The 24,464-nt window shown below is 70.3% G+C and carries 23 protein-coding genes and 1 pseudogene; 16 read left to right on the top strand and 8 right to left on the bottom strand.

What is annotated here, in order from left to right; translation table 11 throughout:
* Positions 1-466 precede the first annotated feature (466 nt).
* The 4 genes from AB0411_RS17220 (at position 467) to AB0411_RS17205 (ending at position 4,440) form a co-directional block, all read left to right on the top strand.
* Entirely contained in the window at positions 467-685 is a 219-nt protein-coding gene (locus tag AB0411_RS17220) for an EF-hand domain-containing protein (protein ID WP_366418124.1), read from the top strand.
* A 588-nt stretch (positions 686-1,273) separates the two neighbouring features.
* The gene (locus AB0411_RS17215; RefSeq protein ID WP_366418123.1) at positions 1,274-1,900 is read left to right on the top strand and encodes a chloramphenicol phosphotransferase CPT family protein; all 627 of its coding nucleotides are present in this window, start codon (positions 1,274-1,276) and stop codon (positions 1,898-1,900) included.
* Positions 1,901-2,314: 414 nt separating this feature from the next.
* Entirely contained in the window at positions 2,315-3,502 is a 1,188-nt protein-coding gene (locus AB0411_RS17210) for a glycosyltransferase (RefSeq protein WP_366418122.1), read from the top strand.
* A 329-nt stretch (positions 3,503-3,831) separates the two neighbouring features.
* Positions 3,832-4,440: a TetR family transcriptional regulator gene (locus tag AB0411_RS17205; RefSeq protein ID WP_366418121.1), complete on the top strand. Its 609-nt coding sequence runs from the start codon at positions 3,832-3,834 to the stop codon at positions 4,438-4,440.
* Between the two features lie 369 nt (positions 4,441-4,809).
* On the opposite strand, the gene AB0411_RS17200 is transcribed toward AB0411_RS17205, so the two are convergent.
* Both AB0411_RS17200 and AB0411_RS17195 read right to left on the bottom strand, forming a co-directional pair.
* Positions 4,810-5,214 carry a hypothetical protein gene (locus tag AB0411_RS17200; RefSeq protein ID WP_366418120.1) on the bottom strand — a complete coding sequence of 135 codons (405 nt, stop codon included), beginning with the start codon at positions 5,212-5,214 and terminating at the stop codon, positions 4,810-4,812.
* Between the two features lie 306 nt (positions 5,215-5,520).
* Complete coding sequence (locus AB0411_RS17195; protein WP_366418119.1) at positions 5,521-5,937, bottom strand: Fur family transcriptional regulator; 417 nt, start codon at positions 5,935-5,937, stop codon at positions 5,521-5,523.
* 715 nt (positions 5,938-6,652) lie between these two features.
* Between AB0411_RS17195 and katG the strand changes: the two genes are divergently transcribed.
* Complete coding sequence (gene katG / locus AB0411_RS17190; RefSeq protein ID WP_366418118.1) at positions 6,653-8,884, top strand: catalase/peroxidase HPI; 2,232 nt, start codon at positions 6,653-6,655, stop codon at positions 8,882-8,884.
* 87 nt (positions 8,885-8,971) lie between these two features.
* A pseudogene (locus AB0411_RS17185) lies at positions 8,972-9,918 on the top strand (SDR family NAD(P)-dependent oxidoreductase).
* A gap of 82 nt (positions 9,919-10,000) precedes the next feature.
* Here AB0411_RS17185 and AB0411_RS17180 read toward each other — a convergent pair.
* Entirely contained in the window at positions 10,001-10,411 is a 411-nt protein-coding gene (locus AB0411_RS17180) for an STAS domain-containing protein (protein ID WP_366418117.1), read from the bottom strand.
* A 182-nt stretch (positions 10,412-10,593) separates the two neighbouring features.
* On the bottom strand, positions 10,594-11,727 hold the full coding sequence (locus AB0411_RS17175) for a glutathione-independent formaldehyde dehydrogenase (protein ID WP_366418116.1): 1,134 nt from the start codon (positions 11,725-11,727) through the stop codon (positions 10,594-10,596).
* A 176-nt stretch (positions 11,728-11,903) separates the two neighbouring features.
* Between AB0411_RS17175 and AB0411_RS17170 the strand changes: the two genes are divergently transcribed.
* Together AB0411_RS17170 and AB0411_RS17165 are read left to right on the top strand one after the other, a co-directional pair.
* The gene (locus AB0411_RS17170; RefSeq protein WP_366418115.1) at positions 11,904-12,098 is read left to right on the top strand and encodes a hypothetical protein; all 195 of its coding nucleotides are present in this window, start codon (positions 11,904-11,906) and stop codon (positions 12,096-12,098) included.
* Positions 12,099-12,245: 147 nt separating this feature from the next.
* Entirely contained in the window at positions 12,246-12,476 is a 231-nt protein-coding gene (locus AB0411_RS17165; protein WP_366418114.1) for a DUF6480 family protein, read from the top strand.
* A gap of 173 nt (positions 12,477-12,649) precedes the next feature.
* Here the strand turns inward: AB0411_RS17165 and AB0411_RS17160 are convergent, their stop codons facing one another.
* The gene (locus AB0411_RS17160) at positions 12,650-13,426 is read right to left on the bottom strand and encodes a GNAT family N-acetyltransferase (RefSeq protein ID WP_366418113.1); all 777 of its coding nucleotides are present in this window, start codon (positions 13,424-13,426) and stop codon (positions 12,650-12,652) included.
* A gap of 202 nt (positions 13,427-13,628) precedes the next feature.
* Between AB0411_RS17160 and AB0411_RS17155 the strand changes: the two genes are divergently transcribed.
* The 6 genes from AB0411_RS17155 (at position 13,629) to AB0411_RS17130 (ending at position 19,430) form a co-directional block, all read left to right on the top strand.
* Positions 13,629-14,843, top strand: coding sequence for a chitinase (locus tag AB0411_RS17155; protein ID WP_366418112.1), 1,215 nt, complete (start codon positions 13,629-13,631; stop codon positions 14,841-14,843).
* 277 nt (positions 14,844-15,120) lie between these two features.
* Positions 15,121-16,740: a M4 family metallopeptidase gene (locus AB0411_RS17150; RefSeq protein WP_366418111.1), complete on the top strand. Its 1,620-nt coding sequence runs from the start codon at positions 15,121-15,123 to the stop codon at positions 16,738-16,740.
* A 118-nt stretch (positions 16,741-16,858) separates the two neighbouring features.
* Positions 16,859-17,254, top strand: a complete 396-nt coding sequence (locus AB0411_RS17145) for a DUF6153 family protein (RefSeq protein ID WP_366418110.1) — start codon at positions 16,859-16,861, stop codon at positions 17,252-17,254.
* A gap of 81 nt (positions 17,255-17,335) precedes the next feature.
* Positions 17,336-17,971, top strand: coding sequence for a DUF305 domain-containing protein (locus tag AB0411_RS17140; protein WP_366418109.1), 636 nt, complete (start codon positions 17,336-17,338; stop codon positions 17,969-17,971).
* 190 nt (positions 17,972-18,161) lie between these two features.
* Complete coding sequence (locus AB0411_RS17135) at positions 18,162-18,530, top strand: hypothetical protein (protein ID WP_366418108.1); 369 nt, start codon at positions 18,162-18,164, stop codon at positions 18,528-18,530.
* A gap of 189 nt (positions 18,531-18,719) precedes the next feature.
* A complete protein-coding gene (locus AB0411_RS17130; protein WP_366418107.1) occupies positions 18,720-19,430 on the top strand; it encodes a haloacid dehalogenase type II in 711 nt (236 codons plus the stop codon).
* Between the two features lie 67 nt (positions 19,431-19,497).
* On the opposite strand, the gene AB0411_RS17125 is transcribed toward AB0411_RS17130, so the two are convergent.
* Positions 19,498-19,917 (bottom strand): tautomerase family protein, encoded by a 420-nt coding sequence (locus AB0411_RS17125; protein ID WP_366418106.1) that lies wholly within the window; start codon positions 19,915-19,917, stop codon positions 19,498-19,500.
* A 120-nt stretch (positions 19,918-20,037) separates the two neighbouring features.
* On the opposite strand from AB0411_RS17125, the gene AB0411_RS17120 reads away from it, so the two are divergent.
* Positions 20,038-20,979, top strand: a complete 942-nt coding sequence (locus AB0411_RS17120) for a LysR family transcriptional regulator (RefSeq protein ID WP_366418105.1) — start codon at positions 20,038-20,040, stop codon at positions 20,977-20,979.
* A gap of 149 nt (positions 20,980-21,128) precedes the next feature.
* On the opposite strand, the gene AB0411_RS17115 is transcribed toward AB0411_RS17120, so the two are convergent.
* The gene (locus AB0411_RS17115; protein WP_366418104.1) at positions 21,129-21,623 is read right to left on the bottom strand and encodes a hypothetical protein; all 495 of its coding nucleotides are present in this window, start codon (positions 21,621-21,623) and stop codon (positions 21,129-21,131) included.
* A gap of 74 nt (positions 21,624-21,697) precedes the next feature.
* Complete coding sequence (locus AB0411_RS17110) at positions 21,698-21,991, bottom strand: hypothetical protein (protein WP_366418103.1); 294 nt, start codon at positions 21,989-21,991, stop codon at positions 21,698-21,700.
* A gap of 425 nt (positions 21,992-22,416) precedes the next feature.
* Between AB0411_RS17110 and AB0411_RS17105 the strand changes: the two genes are divergently transcribed.
* Complete coding sequence (locus tag AB0411_RS17105) at positions 22,417-24,405, top strand: ABC transporter ATP-binding protein (protein WP_366418102.1); 1,989 nt, start codon at positions 22,417-22,419, stop codon at positions 24,403-24,405.
* Positions 24,406-24,464: the final 59 nt, after the last annotated feature.

Genomic DNA, 24,464 nt, shown 5'->3' with positions numbered 1-24,464 from the left:
CCGAGGGCTGTCCTGTAATCCACGGTGGATCAGCGCGCGGCGTCGGATGCGGTGCATCGCAAGGCGGAGGGTGGCGCTCCACCTGGTGCATTCGGGCGATCCGGCGACGCGGCGAGGTGTTGTGGCTCTCGTCGTGCGCCCGGCCGGGGGCTACGCGGCAGCCCTGAGGCGGGGGCCTGACTCTCGCTGTTGCGACACCTCCGCACCCTGGCGAACAGCATGGTCGCCCGGAGGTGCGGGGGCGAGCAGTGCGATGGTGATGCGTTGCCAGGATGCTTCGTCGAGGCAGGCCGAAGGAGTGTGCGGGCTCCGGGGGCTGGGCCTCCGGCGTGAGAAAGCAGCGGCGGTTTTTCTTCCCGTCGGCACCCATGGTGATCCAGGCGGCGGGGGCGGGGCGGGCCCGCGGCCCTTTCCGCGGGCCGGATAGTCTGGGCCGGTCAGCGAAGATCGCGGAAAGGCGGAGCACATGGCGGACATCATGGAGACGGCGGCGCGGAAGGTCTTCGAGCGCTACGACATCGACGGGGACGGTCTGGTCACCGCGGACGAATACCGCAAGGTCGTGTCGGAGTTGGAAGGCTCGGAGATCACCCAGGCTCAGGCCCAGGAGCTGATCGACTCGCTCGACACCAACGGCGATCGCCAGATGTCCTTCGAGGAGTTCTGGGCGGCCATGAAGGGCTGAGACCTCCGGGTCCGGATAGGCCGGCCGGCGTCGAGCATGATGCGGCCGACCGCTTGGTCGGTGGCGCGGCGCGGTCCGGCCCCTGTCCGTCTCGGCAGTTCGCGGGCCAGGTCGATCCGGCACTGCGGCGGGAGAGGGCTGAGCAGGCCTTGCGCCACGGTGCCGACGCAAGGGCGGTGCGGTGTCCGATGCCGAGATCGCCGGAGGAGCGAAGCGGCTGATCGGCCGGATTACGTACGACGAGAGCCGCCTTCACGCCGATCACGTCCTGGCCGCCACACGTCGCGTGTGGTGCGCGCCGACGTGGGATCAGGGAGGGGCCGGCCTCGTGCATGGCCGCTGGGGAGTCGGCTCCCGCTTCACGATTTCCCGGAGCTGACGAGGTGTCAGTGCATGTCTCACCTCTGAGCCGGATGACGTACGACTCTGGGAAGAATGCAGGCACCGAGTCCTACCGACTCGCCATCAACCCGGCACGAGCGCTCTGGAACGAGGCGTCGCCGACTGGCCCACGTGTTCGCCCTTGCTGCGCTGCTGCCTTGAGGCGCTGAACACAGCGCCAGGGCGGTGCCGTGCAACGATGCCGATATGACATCCGGCCGGATCATCTTCCTCAATGGCACCTCCAGTTCGGGGAAGTCGAGCATCGCGCGGGAGCTTGTGGACATCCTCGACGACGGTGTCTTCTTCCACCTGGCGGTGGATGGGTTCAACGCGATGCGCAGCAAGCGGGAGCTCGGGGCGGAGGAGCTCGATGCCGCGTTGCGGCGGACCAGGATGGGCTTTCACCGCTCCATTGCGGCCATGTCCGAGGTGGGCAACGACATTGTGGTCGACCATGTTCTCAGTGAACCGTGGCGGCTGCTCGACTGCCTGATGGTGCTGCGACCCGAAGACGTGCTGTTCGTCGGGGTCCACTGCCCGCTGGACGAACTGACCCGCCGCGAGCAGGCCCGGGGCGACCGCCCCCCGGGGCTCGCAGCCCACCAGTACGACCTGGTTCACGGCCACGGGGACTACGACCTGGAGTGCGACACCAGTACGGCGAGCCGACGCGAATGTGCTCAGCTGATCAAGGAGTTCCTCCCGAACCGCCCGAGCCCCACCGCCTTCGCCCGCCTCCGTCGACGCTACTTGACGGGTAGCCAGAAACTATCGACAGCGGGGCACGACCTCGACGATATCGACCATCCCCTTCGCGCCCCGGACCTATGAGATGCGATGCGTCGCGGACGTGGCTTGCCCTGATGGGCCGCCGATCGCCTTCCCGTGAGGCCCGGGGAGTCGCCGAGCGATCGTCTTGACCAGGCGGCGAGAATTCGGCGCCCCTCTCCGGGCCGAAGAAGTGCGCCGCCAGGTCGTGGTGTGCAGCCCCGGCGCGATCCCGTGCGGCGGTTCGCGCGGGCGTCACGGACGAGGCGCTGCGGCTGCCCAAAAGCGTGGAGTGCGGCAAGCAAGTGGGCGCGTGAGCGGGCAGGTACGAGCACGAGCGGATGCCCAGTAGTCGGGAGAGGACCTGAGGGTGAGTGGTAGATTCTCAACAAGCGTTTATTTTTGAGAAGTCGGCCCTGAAGTCCGCGGTGGGGCCCACACCTTGGGGTCCGCACCGCATCGTGGAGAGCGAGCACCATGCGCATCCTCATCACCGCACAGGCAATCTATTCGCACCTCGCGCCCCTGGTTCTGCCGGTGGCGGAACGAGCCCGGGAGGCGGGCCATGAGGTGGCCATCGCCACTGGGGCCGGGGTTGTCCAGCACATCGAGAAGCGCGGGCTCACCGCGCTGACGCTGCCCCATCTCCAGTCGATGGGGGAAGCCCTCCAGGGCGGCAAGATCCAGCCCCCGCCGGGCATGGACAAGGTCGGGTCCGTGACCGTCGAACTGGCGCCGGAGTTCTTCGCGGCGGCGTTCGTCGGGCATCTCGCCGGGCCCAGCGCCCTCGACCTGCTCGACGTGGCGAGGGACTGGCGGCCGGACCTGATCCTCCATGAGTCGACCGAGTACGGCGGCTATCTGGCGGCAGAGAACCTCGGCATACCCCATGGCGTTCTGGACATCGCACCGATGGCTCCGTACGCCCATCCCGCCGTGCACGAGGAGCTGAACCGGCAGCGGGAGAAGCTCGGCCTGGCGCCGGTCAGCGACCCCTGGCACCCGTTCCGCGCCTTCCGCGCCGGAGTCGTTCCGGAGGACTTCTACCCCGCGGACAGCCGGCTGCCCGGTGCCCGCTACTACCAGGTCCCCGCCCAGACGACACCGGGTGGCCTCGACCCGGAGATCGCTCAACTCCCCACGGAGCGGCCGCTCGTCCTCGCCACCCTCGGTTCGAACGCTCCCCGCCTGCCCGGCGGCGCGCTCGCGCTGCTGGAGACCATCATCGAGACGCTCGGAGACCTGCCGGTCACCGGTGTCGTGGCGCTGGGTGCCGACCGTGACCCGCGGCAGTGGGACGGTGCGCGCCCCGACAACGTCCATCTGACGTCGTTCGTCCAGCAGGAACTGTTGCTCCGGTCCAGCGATCTGTTCCTCACGCATGCCGGTTTCAACGGGACCCGGGAGGCGCTGGCGTCCGGGGTGCCCATGGTGGCCGTGCCGTTGTTCGCCGAGCAGTCGCACAACGCCAGTCGACTGCAGCAGTTGGGCGTCGGGACGCGGATCGACGTCCAGGACGTCACGCGGGAGGCGCTGGCGGCAGCGGTGCGCAACGTACTGGAGGACCGCTCCTACCGGTCCCGTGCCCAAGGACTCCAGCGCCGGGCCCACGCCCTGCCGGACCTCGGCCGACTGGTGGAGGACGCGACGGCCCTGGCCGTCTGAGCCGGCTGCGGCCCGCACACCGCCCGCGTGAACGGTGGACCGAACCCGTTCCCCCGCGCTCCGACCGTGAGGACTCCACCGGCCGGAGCGCGGTGAGGGTGAGGTCACCCCCTGCCCGTGCAGCAGCGTCGGATTCTCTCCCGACGGAGCCCTTGCGATCCGCCGTCCGTCCGAGACTCTGGCGCCGCGCGCAGGTGCTTGTAGCATCAGGGCCGGCACCGGAAAGGGGACCGACTTTGACCTGCGCCGATGCAGTGACACATGCGCCGCCCGGACAGGGCGCACAGCGGACGTCCGGTGCAGCGGGCCCGGAGAAGGATTCCGGTTCAGTGGACCCGGGAAGAGAAGCGGGTTCGGTGTGCCCGGGCCAGGACCCAGCTCCTTGCGAGCGCAAGGGAGAGCGCACACGTCGGCGCATCCTGGCGGCCGCGCGGCGGAAGTTCGCGGAGGTCGGCTACGAGCGCGCCACCATCCGCGCCATTGCCACCGAAGCGGACGTGGACAAGTCCTCCGTGATCCAGTACTTCGGCAGCAAGCAGGACCTCTTCCGCGAGGCCGTCCGCTGGCAGATCCCCCATGACCAGCTCACCACCAGCGACCCCGGCCACACGGTGGAGAACCGCCTGCGGGGCATGCTGGGCACCTGGGCGGCGGATCCGGACAGCCCCATGGCGGTGCTCCTGCGGACCAGTATGACGAGCGACGAGGCGGCAGAGCTGCTGCGCCGCCATCTCACCGCGGAGGTCACCGATCACATCGCCGGCACCATCGATGCCCCCGACGCGCGACTGCGGGCCGCATTGTTCAGCTCGATCATGATGGGCATCGCCGCCCAGCGCTTTCTGCTGCACATGCCCGACCTGGCCGACGCGGACGTGGAGGACATCGTGCGGATCGCCACCCCCCTGCTCCGCAGCCTCGTCGCTCCGGAGACGTAAGCTCCGCGGGCCCCGCGGCTCGGCCAACCCACTCGTCCAGCTCGTGACGACGCCTGCGACTCCGCATGCGGACGGGACGCCCGCCCGTCGCGGCATTATCGATGCCCGCGACGCCGGCCCGGCGCGGCGCTGATGCCCCGCTGCACGATCAACCAGCTGGTGATGGAGTCGAGTTGCGGGTGTCGAGGTGGAGCCGGCCGAGCCCTGGCGAGCTGCGTTGCTCAAGCCCGCCGAGCAGTCGCCCGGCCCGACCCAGCCCGGGTCGATGGTGAAGCCGGCACCCGTGGCTTGTCTGCCGCAGCCGAACTACGGCTCGCGGTAGGGGCGACGCGCGCCCGGCGCCATGGGCACCAGGCGCGCACACGACGGTCAGCAGCTGGTGTTGTGCAGACCCGGCGTCTCGAAGTCGCTCTGGCCCTCGACGGCCAGGACACCGTAGATGGTGCTGCAGCCCAGGTTCTGATTCTTGAACTTGTACGTCTTCGTGTCGCCGCTCTTGACCGTGTACGCGTTGCTGAGGTGCTTCGTGTGGCCCTTCCGGTAGCCGAACTTGACGGTCACCGGGGAGCCGCCGGTCTTCCCGTACACGAGATTCACGGAGTGGCCGCCGTCGATGATGGCCACGCAGAAACTGCCGTTGGACAGCGAGGTGCAAGAGGGGCCCGCGTTGCTGACCGCACCGGCCGGCTCGCCGGCCGAAGCCGGAGCCGCCAAGCCCACGGTGGCGAGGAGGGAGGTGGCGACTATGGCGCCGGCACGAGCGTGGATGCGCATGGGAAGAGCCCTTTTCTGCAGTAACCGGGATGATCATCGGTCAGATTACTCAGATGAAATCAAGCCAACAAGGCGGATGTGCCATGAAAAATCGGACTCCCAGGTTCCGGGGAGTGGGTCCGCGTCGTCATGGGATGCGGCCGCGGACATGACTCATGACAGAACAGCAGTCAGCCGCAATGGCGTACGACAGTGCCTGTGCACGGGAAGCTCGCAGGGAACCCTGCCACCAGCCCCCGGCACGGCGGCACGGTCGGCCCGGCGCCGCTGATCACCGCGATACGGAACGGAGATTCACGGGGCGGATCACGCGTGCGCGCAGTCGGGGCAGAGGCCCCGGTAGGTCACCTCGGCGGCGGAGACGGTGAAGCCGTAGCGCTCGGAGGCGGGCAGGGCGGCCAAGGGGTCGCCGTCGGGGTGGACGTCCCGGATGGCGCCGCAGGTCGAGCAGACCAGGTGCTGGTGGGGGCGGCGGGCGTTCGGGTCGTAGCGCTTGGCGCGGCCGTCGGTGGCCACCTCCATCACCTCACCGAGCGAGACGAGTTCGCCGAGGGTGTTGTAGACGGTCGCGCGGGAGATCTCCGGCAACCGCACGGCGGCGCGGGCGAGCACCTCGTCCGCGGTGAGGTGGACGTGTTCGCCGTCGAGTACCTCGGCGACTACGCGGCGCTGGACGGTCATCCGCCAGCCACGTCCGCGAAGCCGGCCCAGCAGGTCGCTCATGCCCACCAGTCCTCACTGTGCGTTGTTCGGTGAACGAAGATGAATGAATCCGTACGGGTCTGGTTGTTGTATTGACTTGGATTTCGTCCATCGTAGGATCGGTTCCGGCGACAGCCAAGGGACAGAACGACAGCAGGGGAAAGCCCGTGACGGTTCAGGAGACGGGTCCGCCAACGACCGAATCCGGCCCTGGTCGCGGACAGACGCAGCGGCGAGCAGTCGGACGCCTGTGGCCAGGCACGGATCCGGCAGCGGGTTCTGCCGGGGAGGCCCGGCCGTCTCCTTCGTCTCCCGCCCTCTCTCCGCCTCCTCCACGAGTGCCTCGTCCCCGTGCGAAGTGGCGGCGTCCGGACGGTTTCGGTCACCGCTTCGACGGCGAGGGATCGGCTGCGCGGTACGTGATCGTAGAGGTGATATTTCCTCTTACGTCGCGTATGCCGCCCAAGCCGGGCAGGGCGGGGGTCCCGGGCATGCGGGCTCCGTGCACGACCCGCGGCGCGGGACTCACGCCGCCGGCCTGTTCCCAGTCCGGCCTGTTCGCCCAGTCCGACCCGTCCGCCCCGTCAACTTGTCTGCCCAGTCGGACCTGTCCGACAGCCGGGGCTCTCGGCCGACGACGCCGAGGCCGTCTCCTGGGGCCTGTGCCCCGGCCGCTCCACCGCTCCATCGCCCGCAGTTTCTGAGCACGTGATCCGCCCAGTTCGGAAGGATTCCCATGTCTGAGAACCACGACGCAATCGTCACAGACCCGAAGCCCGAGGAGGCAGGGGGCTGCCCGGTCGCGCACGGTCGTGCCCTCCACCCGACCCAGGGTGGCGGAAACCGCCAGTGGTGGCCGGAGCGGCTCAATCTGAAGATCCTTGCCAAGAATCCCGCGGTGGCGAACCCGTTGGGCGAGGAGTTCGACTACGGCGAGGCGTTCAAGAGCCTCGATCTTCCGACGGTGAAGCAGGACATTGCCGAGGTGCTGACGACCTCGCAGGACTGGTGGCCGGCGGACTTCGGGCACTACGGCCCGTTCATCATCCGGATGGCGTGGCACAGCGCGGGCACGTACCGCATCAGCGACGGCCGCGGCGGCGCCGGTGCCGGCCAGCAGCGCTTCGCCCCGCTGAACAGCTGGCCGGACAACGCCAACCTCGACAAGGCCCGCCGTCTGCTGTGGCCGGTCAAGAAGAAGTACGGCCAGAGCCTGTCGTGGGCCGACCTGATGGTCCTGGCCGGCAATGTCGCGCTGGAGACGATGGGCTTCACGACCTTCGGTTTCGGCGGCGGCCGTGAGGACGTCTGGGAGCCGGAGGAGGACGTCTACTGGGGTCCCGAGACCACCTGGCTCGACGACCAGCGCTACACCGGCGACCGGGAGCTGGAGAACCCGCTCGGCGCGGTGCAGATGGGCCTGATCTACGTCAACCCGGAGGGCCCGAACGGCAACCCGGACCCGCTGGCCGCGGCCCGCGACATCCGGGAGACGTTCCGCCGGATGGCGATGAACGACGAGGAGACGGTCGCCCTGGTCGCGGGCGGTCACACCTTCGGCAAGACCCATGGCGCCGGCCCGGCCGACAACGTCGGCCCCGACCCCGAGGCCGCCACGCTGGAGGAGCAGGGCCTGGGCTGGAAGAGCACCTTCGGCACCGGCAAGGGCGGTGACGCGATCACCAGCGGTCTTGAGGGGACCTGGACGAACACCCCGACGACCTGGGACAACAGCTTCTTCGAGATCCTCTTCGGCTATGAGTGGGAGCTGTTCAAGAGCCCGGCCGGTGCGCACCAGTGGCGGCCGAAGGACAGTGCCGGGGCCGGCACCGTCCCCGACGCTCACGACCCGTCGAAGAGCCACGCCCCCACGATGCTGACGACCGACCTCGCGCTGCGCTTCGACCCGGCGTACGAGCAGATCTCCCGTCGCTTCCAGGAGAACCCCGACGCGTTCGCGGATGCCTTCGCCCGCGCGTGGTTCAAGCTGACCCACCGCGACATGGGGCCGGTCGGGCGCTACCTCGGCCCGGAGGTCCCGGCCGAGACCCAGCTGTGGCAGGACCCGCTGCCCGCGGTGACGCACGAGCTCGTCGACGCCGGGGACATCGCCGACCTCAAGAGCCGGATCCTCGCCTCGGACCTGTCCGTCTCCCAGCTGGTGTCCACCGCGTGGGCGTCGGCCTCGTCGTTCCGTGGCAGCGACAAGCGCGGCGGCGCCAACGGTGCCCGCATCCGTCTCGAGCCGCAGAGCGGGTGGGAGGTCAACGACCCCGACCAGCTGGCGACGGTCCTGCGCACGCTGGAAGGGATCCAGGAGTCCTTCCACGCGGGCCGGAGCGGCGGCAGGCAGATCTCGCTCGCCGACCTGATCGTGCTCGCCGGCGGCACGGCCGTCGAGCAGGCCGCCAAGGACGCCGGCTTCGACATCGAGGTCCCCTTCGCCCCCGGCCGCGTGGACGCGTCGCAGGAGCAGACCGACGTGGAGTCGTTCGCCGCGCTCGAACCGGGCGCCGACGGCTTCCGCAACTACGTCGGCAAGGGCAACCGCCTGCCGGCCGAGCACCTGCTGCTCGACAAGGCGAACCTGCTGACCCTGAGCGCCCCCGAGCTCACGGTCCTCATCGGCGGCCTCCGCGTCCTGGGCGCGAACCACCAGCAGTCGGCGCACGGCGTCCTCACCACCACCCCCGGGTCCCTGACGAACGACTTCTTCGTCAACCTCCTCGACCTGGGCACCACCTGGACGGCGACGTCCAAGGACGGGAGCACCTTCGAGGGCCGTGATGCCGCCACGGGCGAGGTCAAGTGGACCGGCACCCGTGCCGACCTCGTCTTCGGCTCGAACTCCGAGCTGCGCGCGCTGGCCGAGGTCTACGCGAGCGACGACGCGAAGGAGAAGTTCGTGCACGACTTCGTCGCGGCGTGGGACAAGGTGATGAACCTGGACCGGTACGACCTGGTCTGATCGTGACGTCCGGGCCGGTCGACGCGCAGCAGTTGGCGTCGGCCGGCCCGGACGTTTCCCGCGGAAGCGGAAGCGGTAGCGGTAGCGGTGCGTCCCGGCGATTCTCCGGGCCCGGGGGCGCAACAGAGCCGGTGCGGCCTCGTAGGGCGTACGCAGATGGCCGGGCCCACGGGTCCCGCGGGGGCCCGCATCGCGATGGCCGGACCTCGCGCGGGTGGTGGTGCCCGGCCCCGCACGAGTGGCGCCCGGCCCACGCCCGGGCGACGAGCGGCCCGGGAGGCGGTGGACGGGATCGACGGAGTGGAGGTGGACGAACTGGAACTGACGGACCTGGAGAGCGTGCGGTCCTTCGCGGAGCGGTTCCTGTCCTCGGACCGCGGCATCGACCTGGTGATCAGCAACGCCGGGATCATGGCCTGCCCGCAGACGCGTGTCGGTCCCGGTTGGGAGGCCCAGTTCGCCACAATCACCTCGGTCACTTCGCGCTGGTCAACCGGCTGTGGCCGGCCATGGCGCGCGGGGGTGCGCGGGTGGTGTCGGTGTCCTCCAACGGGCACCAGCTCTCGGACATCCGCTGGGACGATGTGCACTTCCGCCACGGTTACGACAAGTGGCAGGCGTACGGGCAGGCGAAGACGGCCAACGCGTTGTTCGCGCCGCATCTGGACACACTGGGACGCGACGCCGGAGTCCGGGCGCTCTCGGTGCACCCGGGAGCCATCGCCACCCGGCTCGCCCGGCACATGTCCGCGGAGGAGCTGGCGGAGTTGACCGAGATGATCGATACCAGTCCGACGAACAGCGGGTGGAAGACGCCCGAGCAGGGCGCGGCCACTCAGGTGTGGGCGGCGACCTCTCCGCAGTTGGCGGGACGGGACGGGGTGTACTGCGAGGACTGCGACATCGCCGAGCCCGCCGTACCGAACACCCATCTGGGCAGCGGGGTGCAGGTCTGGGCCACTGATCCTCAGCGGGCCGCACGGCTGTGGCGGCTGTCGGCCGAGCTCACCGGAGTCGACGCGTTCAGCGGATGAGGTATCCGTTCGGCCGGTCCCTTCGGCCGAACGGATACCTCACGGCCAGGTGGCGGAGGCCAAGTGAGGGTGGCAGGCGGGGTCACCTCTGCACAGCACGGGAGCTTTCCGCCCGGCCGGGCTCGTCCGCGCGCTGTGACGCGATCACGGCGAGGGCGTCCTCGGGGCTCGCGTGGACCGGGGTGGTCACGCTGATGCCGGTCAGGTCGAGCAGACGCAGTACGACGTCGGACACCGCTGCCAGGTGCAGGCTCCCGTCGAGGCGCTTGGCCTCGTTGGAGGCACGGATGATGATGTTCAGCCCCGAAGAGTCCATGAACGGCACGGCCCTCAGGTCCAACACGAGAAACCGCCTGCCGTGCACGATCTGATTGGCCAGCTGGTGGTGAAGGGAGGTGCCGGTCGCACCGTCGAGATCCCCCGACACGGTCACCACCGCGACCTCCGGCTCGGTGACGTTCACTTCGACGTTCAGCTCGTACGCATCGGACACGGTCTCCACCCTTCCATCGATCAGTGGAGCCCGCGTACCCCGTCATCGTCCCTTCAGACAATGCGACAGCAGATGTCCGCAGGGGGCATCGCCGAACCCTCGCGGACCGGCACCGGGCGCGGCACCGGCCGGCACCGGGGCCGGCGGCCACCGGCGCCGGCCAAGCCGTGCAGCCGTCGCGTCTACGGATGCAGGATGACCTTCGTGTAGCCCTCGATCCGCTTGTCGAACTTGTCGTATGCCGAAGGGGCCTGGTCGAGGGGGAGTTCGTGCGAGACGACGAAGCTCGGCTTCGCCCGCCCCTCGATGATCATGTCGCGCAGGCGCCGGTTGTAGCGCTTCACATTGCACTGCCCCGTCCCCATCCGCAGCCCCTTCTCGAAGAGCTTGCCGATCGAAACGACGAGCATGCCCTTCTTGGCCTGTTCGTCGGGGCCGCCCGGGTCGGCCGGAACGTACAGGCCCGGCACGCCGAGGGCACCGGTGGCCCGCACGGTTTCGATGAGCGAGTTCAGGACGGTCGCCGGTTCCTCGCGGGTCTCGCCGTGCGCCATGGCCTGATAGCCGACGGCGTCGACGCCCTTGTCGGTGCCGGCCCCCTGCGTCTGGTCCTTGATCTGCTGCACCGGGTCGCCCTCGGCGAAGTTGACCGGGACGGCGCCGATCTCGCGGGCCTTGTCCAGCCGCTCGGGTATCCGGTCGACGACGAAGACCTTGCTCGCCCCGCGCAGGAGAGCGGAGTAGGCAGCCATGAGTCCGACCGGCCCGCCGCCGTACACCGCGACGCTCTCGCCCGGGCGTACCTGGGCGAGTTCACAGCCGTGGTAGCCGGTCGGGAAGATGTCGGCGAGCAGCATGAAGTCGGACTCGTGCTCGTTTCCCGGCGGCAGTTTCAGGCAGTTGAAGTCGGCATAGGGAACGCGAAGATATTCCGCTTGGCCGCCCGCCCAGGGCCCCATGGCAACATATCCGTAAGCGCCTCCCGCAAATCCCGGATTGACGGTCTGACAGAATCCGGTGTACCCCTCGAGGCAATTGGTGCAGAACCCACAGGCGACATTGAAGGGCATCACCACGCGGTCGCCCGCCATGAGCGAGGTGACGCCCGGGCCTACTTCCTCGATGATCCCCATGTTCTCGTGACCGAAGACGATGCCGGGCTCGGCCGCCGTGCGGCCTTCGTACATGTGCAGGTCCGAGCCGCAGATCGCGGTGGAGGTGACCCTCACGACCACCTCGTTGGGGTGCTGGACACCAGGCTTGGCGACATCTTGGACCTCGACGGAGTACGGCCCTTTGTAGACGACGGCTTTCATTTGCTGCCACCTCCCACTCGGCGGATAGCACGCAGAATTCCCCCACCTTTTCGACGTGACCTATCCCTCATGATTCTCCGGTCTATCGGATGCGGCAAGCCAGTAATGTGAGACGGGATATCCACTCGCGGTATCGCAATGTCGCACCGAGAAACGAAAGAGGGAGGGCGGCACACGTGGCAGCACAGCGGCTCGGGACCCTGCTCGTCCCCGTGCTCGGCCTGTCCGGCACCTCGTACCCGCCGGGCACGACGGTTACCGTCCGCGGTCGCGGTGCGACTGTCGATGCATTCATCAACGGCGACTGGCTCCCCCTGTCGTGGTGGGAGTTCTCCGACGGCCTCCGCGAGGACATCGCCGCCGACCGCTGACCTGCTGCGGCCCGTACAGAACGGAGCAGGGGCACCACAACCCCGCCCGCCGGCCCTGTAGCCCCCACTCCCCCGTCGCGCCCCGGCCCGGCCTCCCGGAGTCCTCGCCCGTCACTTATTTCGGGCAAAACGGGGCAAGCTACCGGTATGGACTCTCAATATCCCGATCAGGATCCACGCCGCTCCCCCGGCCTCGCCCCGGGAGTCGGAGTGCCGCCCGGGGAAACCCCGCCGGGCGAGGGCAGCACGGGCGCGGAGACCGGCCCCCGCGACAGTCAGACCCGCGGATGGGCCACAGGGCCCGTCGTCATCCTGGGCATCCTCGTCGTGCTCTGCGCCGCGTTCTTCATCGCCTACGCCGTGATCGTGACGGTGTGACCACCGGCGGTCCCGGGCGGAAACGGTCCGAGCACCGCCCCTGAGCGCCGACGGCCCCGAGCACTGACGTTCCCGAGCGCCGACAACGCGAGCACCGTCAGCCGCAGAGCCCGGACGGATGCAACGCCGTCGTGGCGCCCCCCGGATCCGAGCTGCCACCCGCCGACGGACGCTCACGATCCGGTGCGGTAGTGGTAGCCGCACACCTCACCGAAGCCCGCTCGCCGATAGAGCCGGAGAGCGGCGGGATTGTCGCGTTCCACCTGGAGATACATCCGGTCGGCGGCATGCGTGCCGGCCCAGTGGGCCAGAGCGGCGAGGACGCCTCGGGCGGCCCCTCTCCCCCGGGCTTCGGGCAGCGTGGCCATACCGAACACTCCCGCCCAACCGTCGTCGGCGACCGCACGGCCCACCGCGACGACGTCGTTCCCCGACATCGCGGAGGCGTAGGCACTGGGCCGGTCCACACGATCGAGCATGGCCCGCTGGGCGGACCAGTCCCCGTACCGATCGTGCACCGCGCGCCAGAGAGCGAACCATGCGCGTGACGGACGGTCGTCCAGTCGTACCCCCAGCGACTCCTTCGGCTCCCCCTGCCGGACACGGGCGGTGGTTGCCACCCGCAACGACATCGGGCACCGGCGGTGATAGCCACGCCCCGCCAGTACCCTGTCGAGATCTTCCGGGCACGCCCCCGAGCTGATCTGGAACCGCGGGGCCGTGCCGTGAGCGGCATGGAACTCCTCCGCCGCCACGACCCTGCGCAGCAATGCGCCCGGCCCGGCATCAGCGTGCGGCAGCACCGTACCCACCCACCAGGAGCACCCGGGGGCATGGCGCAGCAGCCATCCGTCCGCGTTCTCGACATGGCCGGCCGGCAGAGCCCTGGCCGCTCTCTCCTGCAGACCGCGCACCATGTCCGGGCTGCGGATCGCAGACGGCACCGACACGTGCACCCCCTCCTGAATCGACGAGCACCCGACCCCTGATACCGATCCTGCCGCACCGAAGACGGCCGACGGAACAGGCACCGGCGTCCCCACTTGGAGTTGAGCACCGGCATCCGTCCGGCCCCAAGCGTTGACGCGCTCATGACGAGCGGTCACTCTATGGGCAATTGGTCTGGACCAACTTCGCTCCGTGGGAGGGCATGTGCCACCTCGTCATGTCAGAACTCTCGCCGCCGTCCTCTCGGCGGCCTGCCTCGCACTCGCCGCCGCCGGCACGGCTCTCGCCGGCGACGACGGCAGGGCCGCCGCGACCCCGCAGTCCCTGGGCGGCAACTGGTACGCCGCGGCGCCCTACCTCATGCCGCTGGACAACGACCCGCCGGACGCCGCATCGGTGATGGACGCCACCGGACTCAAGGCGTTCCAGCTCGCCTTCGTCCTGGCCCCGAACGGCGGTGGCTGCGCGCCGACGTGGGGCGGGACCCACCCGGTCGGCTCGGACACCGCGGTGGCCGGCGTGATCGCCGCGATCCGCGCGAAGGGGGGAGACGTCTCCGCCTCCGCCGGCGGGTACGGCGGCACCAAGCTCGGACAGACCTGCGCCACCCCGGAGGCGACGGCTGCCGCATACCAGCAGGTCGTCGACAAGTACGGCCTCAAGGCCCTCGACTTCGACCTGGAGGAGCCGGAGTACGAGAACGCCGCCGCCATCCACAACGAGATCGGGGCCGCCAAGATCCTCCAGCAGAAGAACCCCGGTATCTACCTCTCCGTCACCACGGCCGGTACCGCCGACGGCACCGGCTGGTTCGGCAAGCAGATGCTCGAGGAGGCCAGGGCCCAGTCCTTCACCCCGGACAACTTCTCCATCATGCCCTTCGACGGCGGCTTCAACGGCGCGGCCTCCCAGACCGCCGCCCTGACCACGTTCAACTCCCTCCTGCGGTCCACCTTCGGCTGGGACGAAGCCACCGCGTACGCCCATGAGGGCATCTCGCAGATGAACGGGCGCAGCGACACCGGCGAGTACTTCACCCAGGCGGACTTCCAGACGGTGTTGGACTTCGCGACCGCGCACCGCATGGCGCGCTTCACGAACTGGTCCGTCAACCGGGACCGGCAGTGTTCCCCGCCGGACAACAACGGCAGGACGTCCGGCACCTGCAGCAGCGTTCCGCAGGGTGCATACGACTTCACCAAGTACTCGGTGAAGTTCGCCGGCGCCACCACTCCCACCACGCCGCCCACCACCCCGCCCGGCAGCTGCACCGCCCCCGCCTACAGCGCCGGGACGGTCTATGTGGGCGGCGACACCGCCTCGTACAACGGCCATACCTGGCAGGCGAAGTGGTGGACGCAGGGCGAGACACCCTCCACCGGCGGCTCGGGGGTCTGGCGCGACCTGGGCGCCTGCTGACCCCGGAGGGGAGGTGCGCTCCTGCCGGCCGCCCCTCCCCTCACCGTCGCCAACACCCCCGCCACACCCGCCCCATGGCCGCAAATGCCTCGAAAGACATCACAAAGCATTGCCATTGGTGAAATTGTTGTTTCTTCTGTGTTGAACATCTGTCAAAAGGCGTCAACTCCTGGCACGCTCCCCTCGATTCACTCTTCTGCTCCACCGGGCATCCACCCCTCGGCTGCCCGGCCGCATCTTGGGCCGTGACGCCGCGGCCCTCACAAGGGAGACCGAGTTGAGACGGATCTCGTCCACCCCCCGCAAGAACACCCTGCGCGCTGCCGCCCTGGTCGCCTCCGCCGCGATGGTCGCCGTCGGCGTCCAGGCCGGTTCGGCCAGCGCACAGCCGGACCGTGCGACCGGCGCTTCGGCGGTCCAACTGTCCAGCGCGCAGCGGGCATCCGCACTCGTGGATGCCCAGCACCACGCCTCCGCCACCGCCGCGAAGATCGGCCTCGGCGCGGCGGAGAAGCTCGTCGTGCGTGATGTCGTCAAGGACGCGGACGGCACGGTGCACACCCGGTACGAGCGCACCTACGAGGGACTGCCGGTCCTCGGCGGCGACCTGGTGGTCCACGAGGCCGCGAACGGGACCCGCAGCGTCACCAAGGCGACCGACGCGCGGATATCCGTGGCCACCACGTCCGCCGCGCTCGCCCCCTCCGCCGCGAAGAAGAGCGCGCTCAGCGCTGCCGCGGCGAAGAAGGACACCAAAACCAGCGCCTCCTCCGCGCCCCGCAAGGTGATCTGGGCCGCCACGGGCAAGCCGGTGCTCGCGTACGAAACCGTCGTCACCGGCGTCCAGAAGGACGGCACGCCCAGCGAACTGCACGTCGTCACCGACGCGGCCACCGGCCGGAAGCTGTTCCAGAACGAGGCGATCGAGACCGGCTCCGGCACCAGCACCTACAGCGGCAAGGTCACGCTCACCACCACCAAGAGCGGATCGACCTACCAACTGACCGACGGCGCCCGCGGCGGCCACAAGACCTACGACCTCAAGCAGAACACGTCGGGCACCGGAACGCTCTTCACCGACGCGGACGACGTGTGGGGCGGCGGGCGCCAGACCGCCGGCGTCGACGCGCACTACGGGGCGGCCGTCACCTGGGACTTCTACAAGAACACCTTCGGCCGCAGCGGCATCCGCGGCGACGGCAAGGGTGCCTACTCCCGCGTCCACTACGGCAGCAACTACGTCAACGCCTTCTGGGACGACAGCTGCTTCTGCATGACCTACGGTGACGGCGAAGGGAACGCGCACCCGCTCACCTCCCTCGACGTGGCCGCCCACGAGATGAGCCACGGTGTCACCGCCGCCACGGCGGGGCTCAACTACAGCGGCGAGTCGGGCGGTCTCAACGAGGCCACGTCCGACATCTTCGGCACGTCGGCCGAGTTCTACGCCAAGAACGCCTCGGACCCGGGCGACTACCTCATCGGCGAGAAGATCGACATCAACGGCGACGGCACCCCGCTGCGCTACATGGACAAGCCGTCCAAGGACGGGGCGTCGGCCGACTACTGGTCCAGCGGCGTGGGCAACAAGGACGTGCACTACTCGTCCGGTGTCGCCAACCACTTCTTCTACCTGCTGTCCGAGGGCAGCGGCGCCAAGACCATCAACGGCGTCCGCTACAACAGCCCGACCTCCGACGGCTCCAAGGTCACCGGGATCGGCCGGGCCAAGGCCGAGAAGATCTGGTACAAGGCCCTCACCACGTACATGACCTCCACCACCAACTACAAGGCCGCGCGCGCCGCGACCCTGAAGGCGGCGGGGGCTCTGTACGGCACGACGAGCGCCGAGTACAAGGCCGTCGGCGCCGCATGGACGGGCGTCAACGTGAAGTAGCAGTCCCCCCTTGGGTACGGCGTCCCGGCAACCGGTTGCCGGGACGCCGTCCTGCGCTGTGCGCGCGTCGGGCCGGGCTGCCGCGCCGCCCTCTCGGGCCGTTGCCTACGATGGGGGCGTGCTGCCCCGCCGACCGTACGCTCCGACACCGCCCGCCCGGCGGTGTCGTGCGCTGTTCGTACTCGTGCTGCTGGCCGGCCTGCTGGGCATGCACGCCCTCGCCCCCGCCGTCACCTCGGCCCCTCCCCCGCACGAACACCGCACGGCCGCGATGGCCACCGCCCACGCGCACTGCCACGGAGCGGGACACTGCGGAAGCGGCGGGAAACTCCATCACGCCGATACGGCCTGCGCGTCCGGGGCGCTCGAAGCGGCGCCGGCTCCCCCGGCCCTGGTGCCCTCCCCCGTCCGCCCCGCCGAGCCCGAATCCGAGGCGGACGCAGGCGGGTCGAAGGGCCGGGACGGCGGGCGGGCGCCTCCCTCTCTGGCCGAACTCCAACTTCTGCGGATCTAGGAACGCCCGACGGCACGCCCCGCTGCGGGGTGGCGTCGTCGTCCGGCATGTTCCGATACCGCACGTCTTCAGGAGTTCACCGTGAAGCCCATCCGTCCCCTCGCCCACCGCGTCCCCCTCGTCGCGGCAACTGCCGTCTGCGCACTGGCGCTGGCCGCCTGCGGCAGCAACAACAGCGGCAGCCACTCCGGCGACGGCTCCCCCGCGAAGCCCGCCGCCTCGCCGAGCGCACGGGTCCCGTCCGGTGGCCACAACGCTGCCGACGTGGCCTTCGCCAAGGGCATGATCCCGCACCACCGGCAGGCCGTGGAGATGGCCGACCTGGCCGCCACCCGGGCCTCTTCTCCGCAGGTCAAGGAGTTCGCCGACAAGATCAAGAAGGCCCAGGCCCCGGAGATCAGGACCCTGTCCGGGTGGCTGTCGGCCTGGCACGAGCCGGTGCCCGCGGAGATGCCCGGCATGGACCACTCCGCCCACTCCTCCATGCCCGGTATGAAGGGCATGGAGGAGATGGCCGCGCTCGGGAAGAAGTCCGGCAAGGACTTCGACCGGTCGTTCCTGGAGATGATGGTCGGGCATCACCGGGGCGCGGTGAAAATGGCCGGCACCGAACAGGACAAGGGCGCCTTCGGCCGGGCGAAGACGCTGGCCGCGGACATCATCAGGACCCAGAGCGCGGAGATCGCCCGGATGAACGAGCTGCTCGGCAAGGGCTGACCGCGGAGCAGGCAGAGCCCGCACTGGCTGCGGGCTCTGCCTGCGCTGACTGCGGGCTTCGGCCCGCACCGACCGTGGTCCGCCGGCAGTCGACGACCGGCGGCCGACATCCGACCGCCGGCACGCCGTCGGCGGACAACGGTCCAGCGGTGGCAGGCCACCGCGCGCACCTCCGCAGGTCACAACGGCGATGAGGTCGTTCCGCCGTCTCCACCCCGGCACCAGGTTCAACCCGCGCAACGGATACCGGGTCATGGAGATGGACCGCGCCGCCGAGCTCGGCGACCTCTTCACCACGGTCACCAGCAACAAGAACGTCCTCCGGGCGGAGCACTTCGCCCGGCTGCCCGCCCCGGTGCCCGACGACGCCATCGTGTGCAACCCCGGTCACGTCGACGTCGGGATCGACGTGCCGGCCCTGCGCGCCGCGGCCGGTGCGAGTACCTCGTCCGGTACGCCGCCCACATGGGCCACCGGGTGCACGCCCTGCCCGCGCACATCGACGACCACGTGGCACACCTCAAACTCCGGACACTGTGCGTCGGCATCAACACCCTGAACGAGGAACAGATCGCGTACCGGCGCTCCTGGGATCAGGGCAGCGCCTGACGGCTCCGTCAGGCGCGTTCACAAGAACGCTGCCATCGCGTGCCTGAGTCGGGCACCTGAGCCGCCGAATTGCGGCATGATCGAAAGCGCACCACATCGGTGAATCCGGAGGGCACGTCGAAGGGTCGGGGGATGCCGTATGGACGTTGATGCTGCCGTGTTCGATGTTTTCGGGACGCTGACCGACTGGCGGTCCGGCGTGACCGACACGCTGGCCGACATCGGCGGCCGGGCCGGTCTGGAGGCCGACTGGCCGACCATCGCCGACGCCTGGCGGCGACGCTACCGCCCGGTGCTGGCACGGTTGTTGAGCGGAGAGCTGCCCTGGCGCCCGCTGGACGATCTGCACCGGCTCATGCTCGACGAGACCCTGGCCGAGCACGGACTCGACGACCTCGGCGGGGCCGAACGGGATGCGCTCGTGCGGGCCTGGCACCGTCTGCGCCCCTGGCCCGACGCCGCCCCCGGCCTGGAGCTGCTGCACACCACCCGGGTGGTCACCGCGACGCTGTCCAACGGCGGGGTCGGCCTGCTCGCGCGCCTCACCAAACAGGCGGGGCTGCGCTTCGACTGCATCCTGTCGGCCGAGCTGGCCACGTCGTACAAGCCCGACTGCCGCGTCTACCGCATGGCCGCCGAACTGCTCGAAGTGGAGCCGCGACGGCTCCTCATGGTGGCCTGCCACCCCGACGACCTCGAAGCGGCCGCCGCGGCAGGGCTCCGTACCGCCTACATCCCCCGCCCGCTGGAGTGGGGGCCGGACAGCGAGCGCGTCGGTCCGCCCGCCGGGGTGGACCTCGTCGCCGACGACGTCCCCGCCCTGGCCCGCGCGCTGGGAGCATCGGGCTGACCGGGGCGCAGGGCGTGCGGGGCCCGGTCGCGAGGCGTAGGCGGGGGCGGGGCCGGGAGCGGGACGCTCAGCGGGTGGTGAGGGCAGCAGCCGGTGCGTCCCCGGCGCGGCGGTAGAAGTCGAACTGGGTCACTCCGTTGTAGCCGTAGCTCTCGGGGTGGAGTTCGTGGAGCGCGACACCCGCCCGGGGCAGCGGGCCGAGGAGGTCCGACAGCAGGTCACCGGCCCTGGCGAGGAAAGCGGCCTTCTCCGCGGCACTGTTCGTGCCCATGGTGATGCTGGCCTCCACATGCGCATCGCGGGTGCCGGCCAGGGGCCTGCCGTCCACGAAGTAGCTGCCGGCCGGAACCAGGTTGATGTGGACGATGGTGCGCGCGCTGGATTTCTGCAGGACCGAGACCGCCAGCCGTGTCAGCCCCTCGGCGAGGGCGCTCTGGACGTCGGCGGGGAGGTCGGGGTCGGGGACGGTGACCCGGAAATACGGCATGGCTCTCCTCGGCTCGTGCTGGAGTGTGTCGGCCGCCGGACCCGGCGGCACGGATCAAGCCTCGCCAACCTGGCACCATAGATCCAACGCATACATGTCATAGACCCATGAGGCCCTCGCATGACCGTCAACCTTCCCCAGTTGAGGGCGTTCCTCGCCGTCGTCGACGCGGGCGGCTTCAGTGCGGCCGCCGCCGAACTGGGCATGAGCCAATCAGCGGTGTCGCACGCCGTCGCCGCCCTGGAGCGCGAGTTGGCCGCCCCGCTGCTGGTGCGCGCCACCCCGGCGCGGACCACGGCGCTCGGCGCGCGGGTCCTGCCGCACGCCCGTCTCGCGCTGTCGGCGGCCCGGTCCGTGGAGCGGATCGCGGCCGACGCCACCGGGACGACGACCGGCACCGTACGGCTGGCCGCCACACCGACCGTCTGCCAGGGGCTGGTCCCCGGCCTGCTCCGGCACTGGCGCGAGGAGCAGCCACGGATCACGGTGCGGGTCTTCGAGGGCGACAGCGCCGAGATCGCGGGCTGGCTGGAGGACGGCACGACCGATGCCGCGGTCCTGATCGACCCGCCGCCCGGCCCCGGTGTCCAGCTCGCCGACGACGCCTACCGGGCGCTGCTGCCCCGGGACCACCCTTTGGCGGACGAACCGCTCGTCGACCTCCGCGACCTGGAGGACGACCAGTTCCTGATCTCGCCCAACGGCTGCGAGGCCCGCATCCGTACGCTCCACGGCCTGGCCGGACTGCGCTTCTCCCCCACTCACCGGGTACGGGACCTGGCGACCCTGATCAGCATGGTGCAGGCGGGTATCGGCGTGACCGTCCTGTCCGAGGTGTCCCGTTCCCTGATCCCGTCCGACCTGGTCCTGCTGCCGGTGGCACCCCAGACTTCGCGCCGCCTCGTACTGACCGGGCCGTCGGACCGACCCTGGCACCCGGCGCTCCGCGCCTTGGCGGACGCGGCCGTCGGACATCTGGCCCGAGTCGCTTCGCAGGAGCCCGTGGCGGAGGGAGCAGGGGCGGCTGGGGCACACCAGCCGTTGCCCCGGCACGCGCCGTGAACCGGATCTGCCACTGCGCCGGCCACAGCTGCACCACCGGGACCGGCCACTGCGACACCTGACACCAAGGGCCCCGCGGACTGCCGGCAGGGTGTCCGACGTCCCTTCGTGGAAGGGGAATCGGGCCGGTTCGGTTCAGGGCGCGAGCGTCACCGCCCGCCGGGCCTCTCGGGCAGGCCCCGGCCGGGCGGTTCGACTTCGAGGTAGCGGCGGCGGCGCGGGCCGCGGTACTCCAGCGCTTCCCATCCCAGCCGGCGCAGCACCGCTGCGCAGTGCCGCAGCGCCTCCTGTTCGGCGTAGGCGGCGCCGCTGCCGGCCGGCCCCAGCCACTCGACCCGCGCCGCTCCCGGTGCTTCGGCCGCGCGCACGCAGTACCCCGTCGCCACGCGCTGCCCCTCCTCATCGGCGGCCGACGGGGTGATCCCTGCCGCCTCCAGGGCCAGCGCGACGGCACGCACCACGTGGTGGCGTTCCCAATCCGCCGGCACCGCCAGAGGATCGGCCGCGCCTTCGTTCATCAGGCGCCGGATCTGCAGCAACCCGTTGAACGCGGCCTGGACGGCCGTGGCCCTCCCCGGCGCGGTCTCGGCCGGCGGGCGGCCGTTGCCGTCGGCCGCCTCGAAGCCCGCGCCGTCGCCCTCCACCCGGTCACCTTCCGATCCCCGTGCCGCTGCACGCCATGGTGTCAGCCTGCCGGGCGGGAAGACCCCTCACCTCATCAGGCGCGCCGGAGACGGCCGGCGACGAAATGCCCCAGGAGTACGTAGACCACGGCGGGCAGCCCGTAGTTCAGGACGGTGCGCACCCAGTCCGTGTCCATGGTGAACAGGTCGTGTGACCAGCCGGCCAGCCAGGCGGCAGCGGCTTGCACCCAACTGACCAGGTCATTGGCGCGGTTTGCGTCGAGGAGGGCGAACAGGATCCACAGACCGAGGATCACCGCGGTGAGGTCCGCGATGACGACGATGACCTTTGCTGCTTCGCTTCTGCCGTTACGCACGTGTCTGGACATGACAAACAGGTTGCCGCTTTCCCGCGGCCGAAACCCGCCCCCGACGTCCGCATATGCCGCAGGCCCGTACCGTACGCAGCACCCCGCAATCCCACGAAGGGGTGACGCTCGACGTTCGAGTCCCCGCGAAGGGCGACCGCCGAGTCCACACCCGCCTTCCACCGGGCGCCAGGACATCAGTTCACGATCTGCCCCTCGGTCACCCGTTACGGGGAGCACACCGGGCCGTTCTCTAGAGCACCTGTACCCCTCACCGGCCCTTCCGGAGCTGCCATGCACGCCGTCCCCGTCCGCGCGAAGGTCCCTCCCGGACTCGAACAACGGCCGCCCGGATGCCGTTCGGCGGAGCGCCCGGGGCATGCGCTTGACGCCTCGACGTTCCGTCTCCGCCGCCCCGCCTCGCGACCGGGCGCGCGGTGGTGGGCATGAGTGCGCCGGACGGCGAGACCTCCCCGTCGCCGACCGTGCGAGCCGGTGTGCCGGGGCCCCGCCGCGAGGCGCTGGGCCTCCCGCCGGCGACGGTGCCCGTGGGTCCGGGCGACGGTGACATCACCGACGAGCTGGAGGAGGCGTACTGGTCCGTCTATGACGGCGCCGCCGCCCAGTCGACGGTCGGCGAGGTCCTGGCGCGGCTGCCGCGGATCGTGCGGCAGATCGGCCGGCTGGCGTGGCAGGCCGACCGGGCGGCCACCGCGGCGGTCGTGGTGCTGCAGTTGGTCTCGGCGGCGATGTCGGCCTTCGGGCTGGTGGCGTCGGTGGCCGTGCTCCATGAGCTGTTCGGCCGGGGCGCGACTCCGGACAAGATTCGCCACGCCGTACCGCAGATCCTGCTCGTGGTGGGATTCCTGTCGGCACGAGCGCTCCTCGAAGCGGGGGTCGCCGTCGCACAGGCTCGGGTGACCCCGAAGATCCGCACGGCGCTGGAGTGCGACTTCCTCCGGCTGACCGCTCATGTGCGCCTTGAGGTCGTCGACGATGCCGACTGGCACGACGACGCCTACCGCGCCTCCGACCGCGGTCTGTTCTACGCGCGGCAGATCGTCGGCCAGGTCGTGTCGCTGGCCTCCGAGCTTCTCGGGCTGATCGGCACTGCCGGGGTGCTCGCCTCCCTGCACCCCGCTCTTCTCCCGTTGCTCCTGCTGTCGGTCCTGCCGGTGGGTGCGGCGGCGGTACGGACGGCGCGCGCCCGGTTCCACAGCTTCAAGCGGTGGAACGCCCTCCAGCGGCGGGTGCGGGTCTTCTCCTGGCTGCTGCTGGAGCGGGACGCCGCCGCGGAACTGCGCTCCGACACCGCCCAGAACGCCATCTTGGACGAGCACCGCCGGCTGACCGACCGGATCGCCGAAGAGGACACCCACCTCGGGGTGAGTTCCGCGGTGCTGACGCTGGGCGGCCGGGCCCTGGGCGGAGTCGGGACCGGCGTCACCTACGTCGCGCTGGGTGCCATGCTGATCGCCGGATGGCTTCCCCTCGCCGCGGGGGCGGGCGCGGTGCTGGCGATCCAGACCGGACAGACCGCGCTGACCGGCTTCGTGGACGTGGCCCATCTGGTCTACGAGCACGCCATGTGGGTCGACGACCTCCTGCGGTTCCAGGAACGCTGCCGCGGTCTGCAGCCCCGCCGGTGCGGCGTGGCCGCTCCGACCGAGGTCACCACCCTCACGCTGGAGGACGTCGGCTTCACCTATCCGGGCAAGGAGACACCGGCGCTGCGCGACGTCTCCATGACCTTGCGCGGCGGCGAGACCGTCGCGTTCGTCGGCGTCAACGGCTCGGGGAAGAGCACCTGTTCACGTCTGATCGCCGGGCTGTACGAGGCGGGCCGGGGCACGGTGCGCTGGGACGGGACGGACGTACGGGACATGGACGCCGAGTCGCTGCAGGCGCGGGTCGCCACCGTGCTGCAGGATCCGGTGCACTTCCCGTTCAGTGCGTTGGCGAATCTGACCATCTCGCGGGGCACGCTCACCGAGGCGGACCCGCAGCGGGCCCGGGAAGCCGCGGTGGCTTCCGGTGCGGACCGGGTGATCGCGGGCCTGCCGGGAACGTGGGAGGCGGTGCTGTCCAAGCGGTTCCGCGGCGGTCAGGAACTGTCGGCCGGGCAGTGGGCGAAGATCGCCGTCGCCCGCGGTCTGTACAAGAACGCGCCCGTACTGCTGCTGGACGAACCGACCGCGAGCATGGACCCCAAGGCCGAACACGAGGTCTACCAGGCGGTTCTGCGCGGCAAGCGCAGGCCGGGCCAGATCACGGTGCTCATCTCGCACCGGCTCGCCTCGGTGGTCGAGTGCGACCGGATCTACGTCTTCGACGGCGGTCGGATCACCGAGTCCGGCTCCCACCGCGCGCTGATGGAACTCGGGGGCGCCTACGCCGAGATGTTCACCCTCCAGGCAGCGGCCTACCGCTCATGATCCGCCACGGCTCGCCTCCCGTCAGCGCCTGAGGGCCTGCCGCACACCCATGGCAAAAT

The sequence above is a fragment of the Streptomyces angustmyceticus genome, from assembly GCF_040701845.1.
Taxonomy (GTDB): domain Bacteria; phylum Actinomycetota; class Actinomycetes; order Streptomycetales; family Streptomycetaceae; genus Streptomyces; species Streptomyces angustmyceticus_A.
The sequence above is the reverse complement of the archived record's forward strand: the minus strand, read 5'-3'. Positions and strand labels throughout refer to the sequence as shown.

Excerpts from the sequence above, each read along its gene's own strand:
- AB0411_RS17220 (WP_366418124.1), top strand. The coding sequence starts at position 467 with ATGGCGGACATCATGGAGACGGCGGCGCGGAAGGTCTTCGAGCGCTAC.
- AB0411_RS17215 (WP_366418123.1), top strand. The coding sequence starts at position 1,274 with ATGACATCCGGCCGGATCATCTTCCTCAATGGCACCTCCAGTTCGGGG.
- AB0411_RS17210 (WP_366418122.1), top strand. The coding sequence starts at position 2,315 with ATGCGCATCCTCATCACCGCACAGGCAATCTATTCGCACCTCGCGCCC.
- AB0411_RS17200 (WP_366418120.1), bottom strand. The coding sequence starts at position 5,214 with ATGCGCATCCACGCTCGTGCCGGCGCCATAGTCGCCACCTCCCTCCTC.
- AB0411_RS17195 (WP_366418119.1), bottom strand. The coding sequence starts at position 5,937 with ATGAGCGACCTGCTGGGCCGGCTTCGCGGACGTGGCTGGCGGATGACC.
- katG (WP_366418118.1), top strand. The coding sequence starts at position 6,653 with ATGTCTGAGAACCACGACGCAATCGTCACAGACCCGAAGCCCGAGGAG.
- AB0411_RS17175 (WP_366418116.1), bottom strand. The coding sequence starts at position 11,727 with ATGAAAGCCGTCGTCTACAAAGGGCCGTACTCCGTCGAGGTCCAAGAT.
- AB0411_RS17165 (WP_366418114.1), top strand. The coding sequence starts at position 12,246 with ATGGACTCTCAATATCCCGATCAGGATCCACGCCGCTCCCCCGGCCTC.
- AB0411_RS17135 (WP_366418108.1), top strand. The coding sequence starts at position 18,162 with ATGAGGTCGTTCCGCCGTCTCCACCCCGGCACCAGGTTCAACCCGCGC.
- AB0411_RS17130 (WP_366418107.1), top strand. The coding sequence starts at position 18,720 with ATGGACGTTGATGCTGCCGTGTTCGATGTTTTCGGGACGCTGACCGAC.
- AB0411_RS17125 (WP_366418106.1), bottom strand. The coding sequence starts at position 19,917 with ATGCCGTATTTCCGGGTCACCGTCCCCGACCCCGACCTCCCCGCCGAC.
- AB0411_RS17120 (WP_366418105.1), top strand. The coding sequence starts at position 20,038 with ATGACCGTCAACCTTCCCCAGTTGAGGGCGTTCCTCGCCGTCGTCGAC.
- AB0411_RS17110 (WP_366418103.1), bottom strand. The coding sequence starts at position 21,991 with ATGTCCAGACACGTGCGTAACGGCAGAAGCGAAGCAGCAAAGGTCATC.
- AB0411_RS17105 (WP_366418102.1), top strand. The coding sequence starts at position 22,417 with ATGAGTGCGCCGGACGGCGAGACCTCCCCGTCGCCGACCGTGCGAGCC.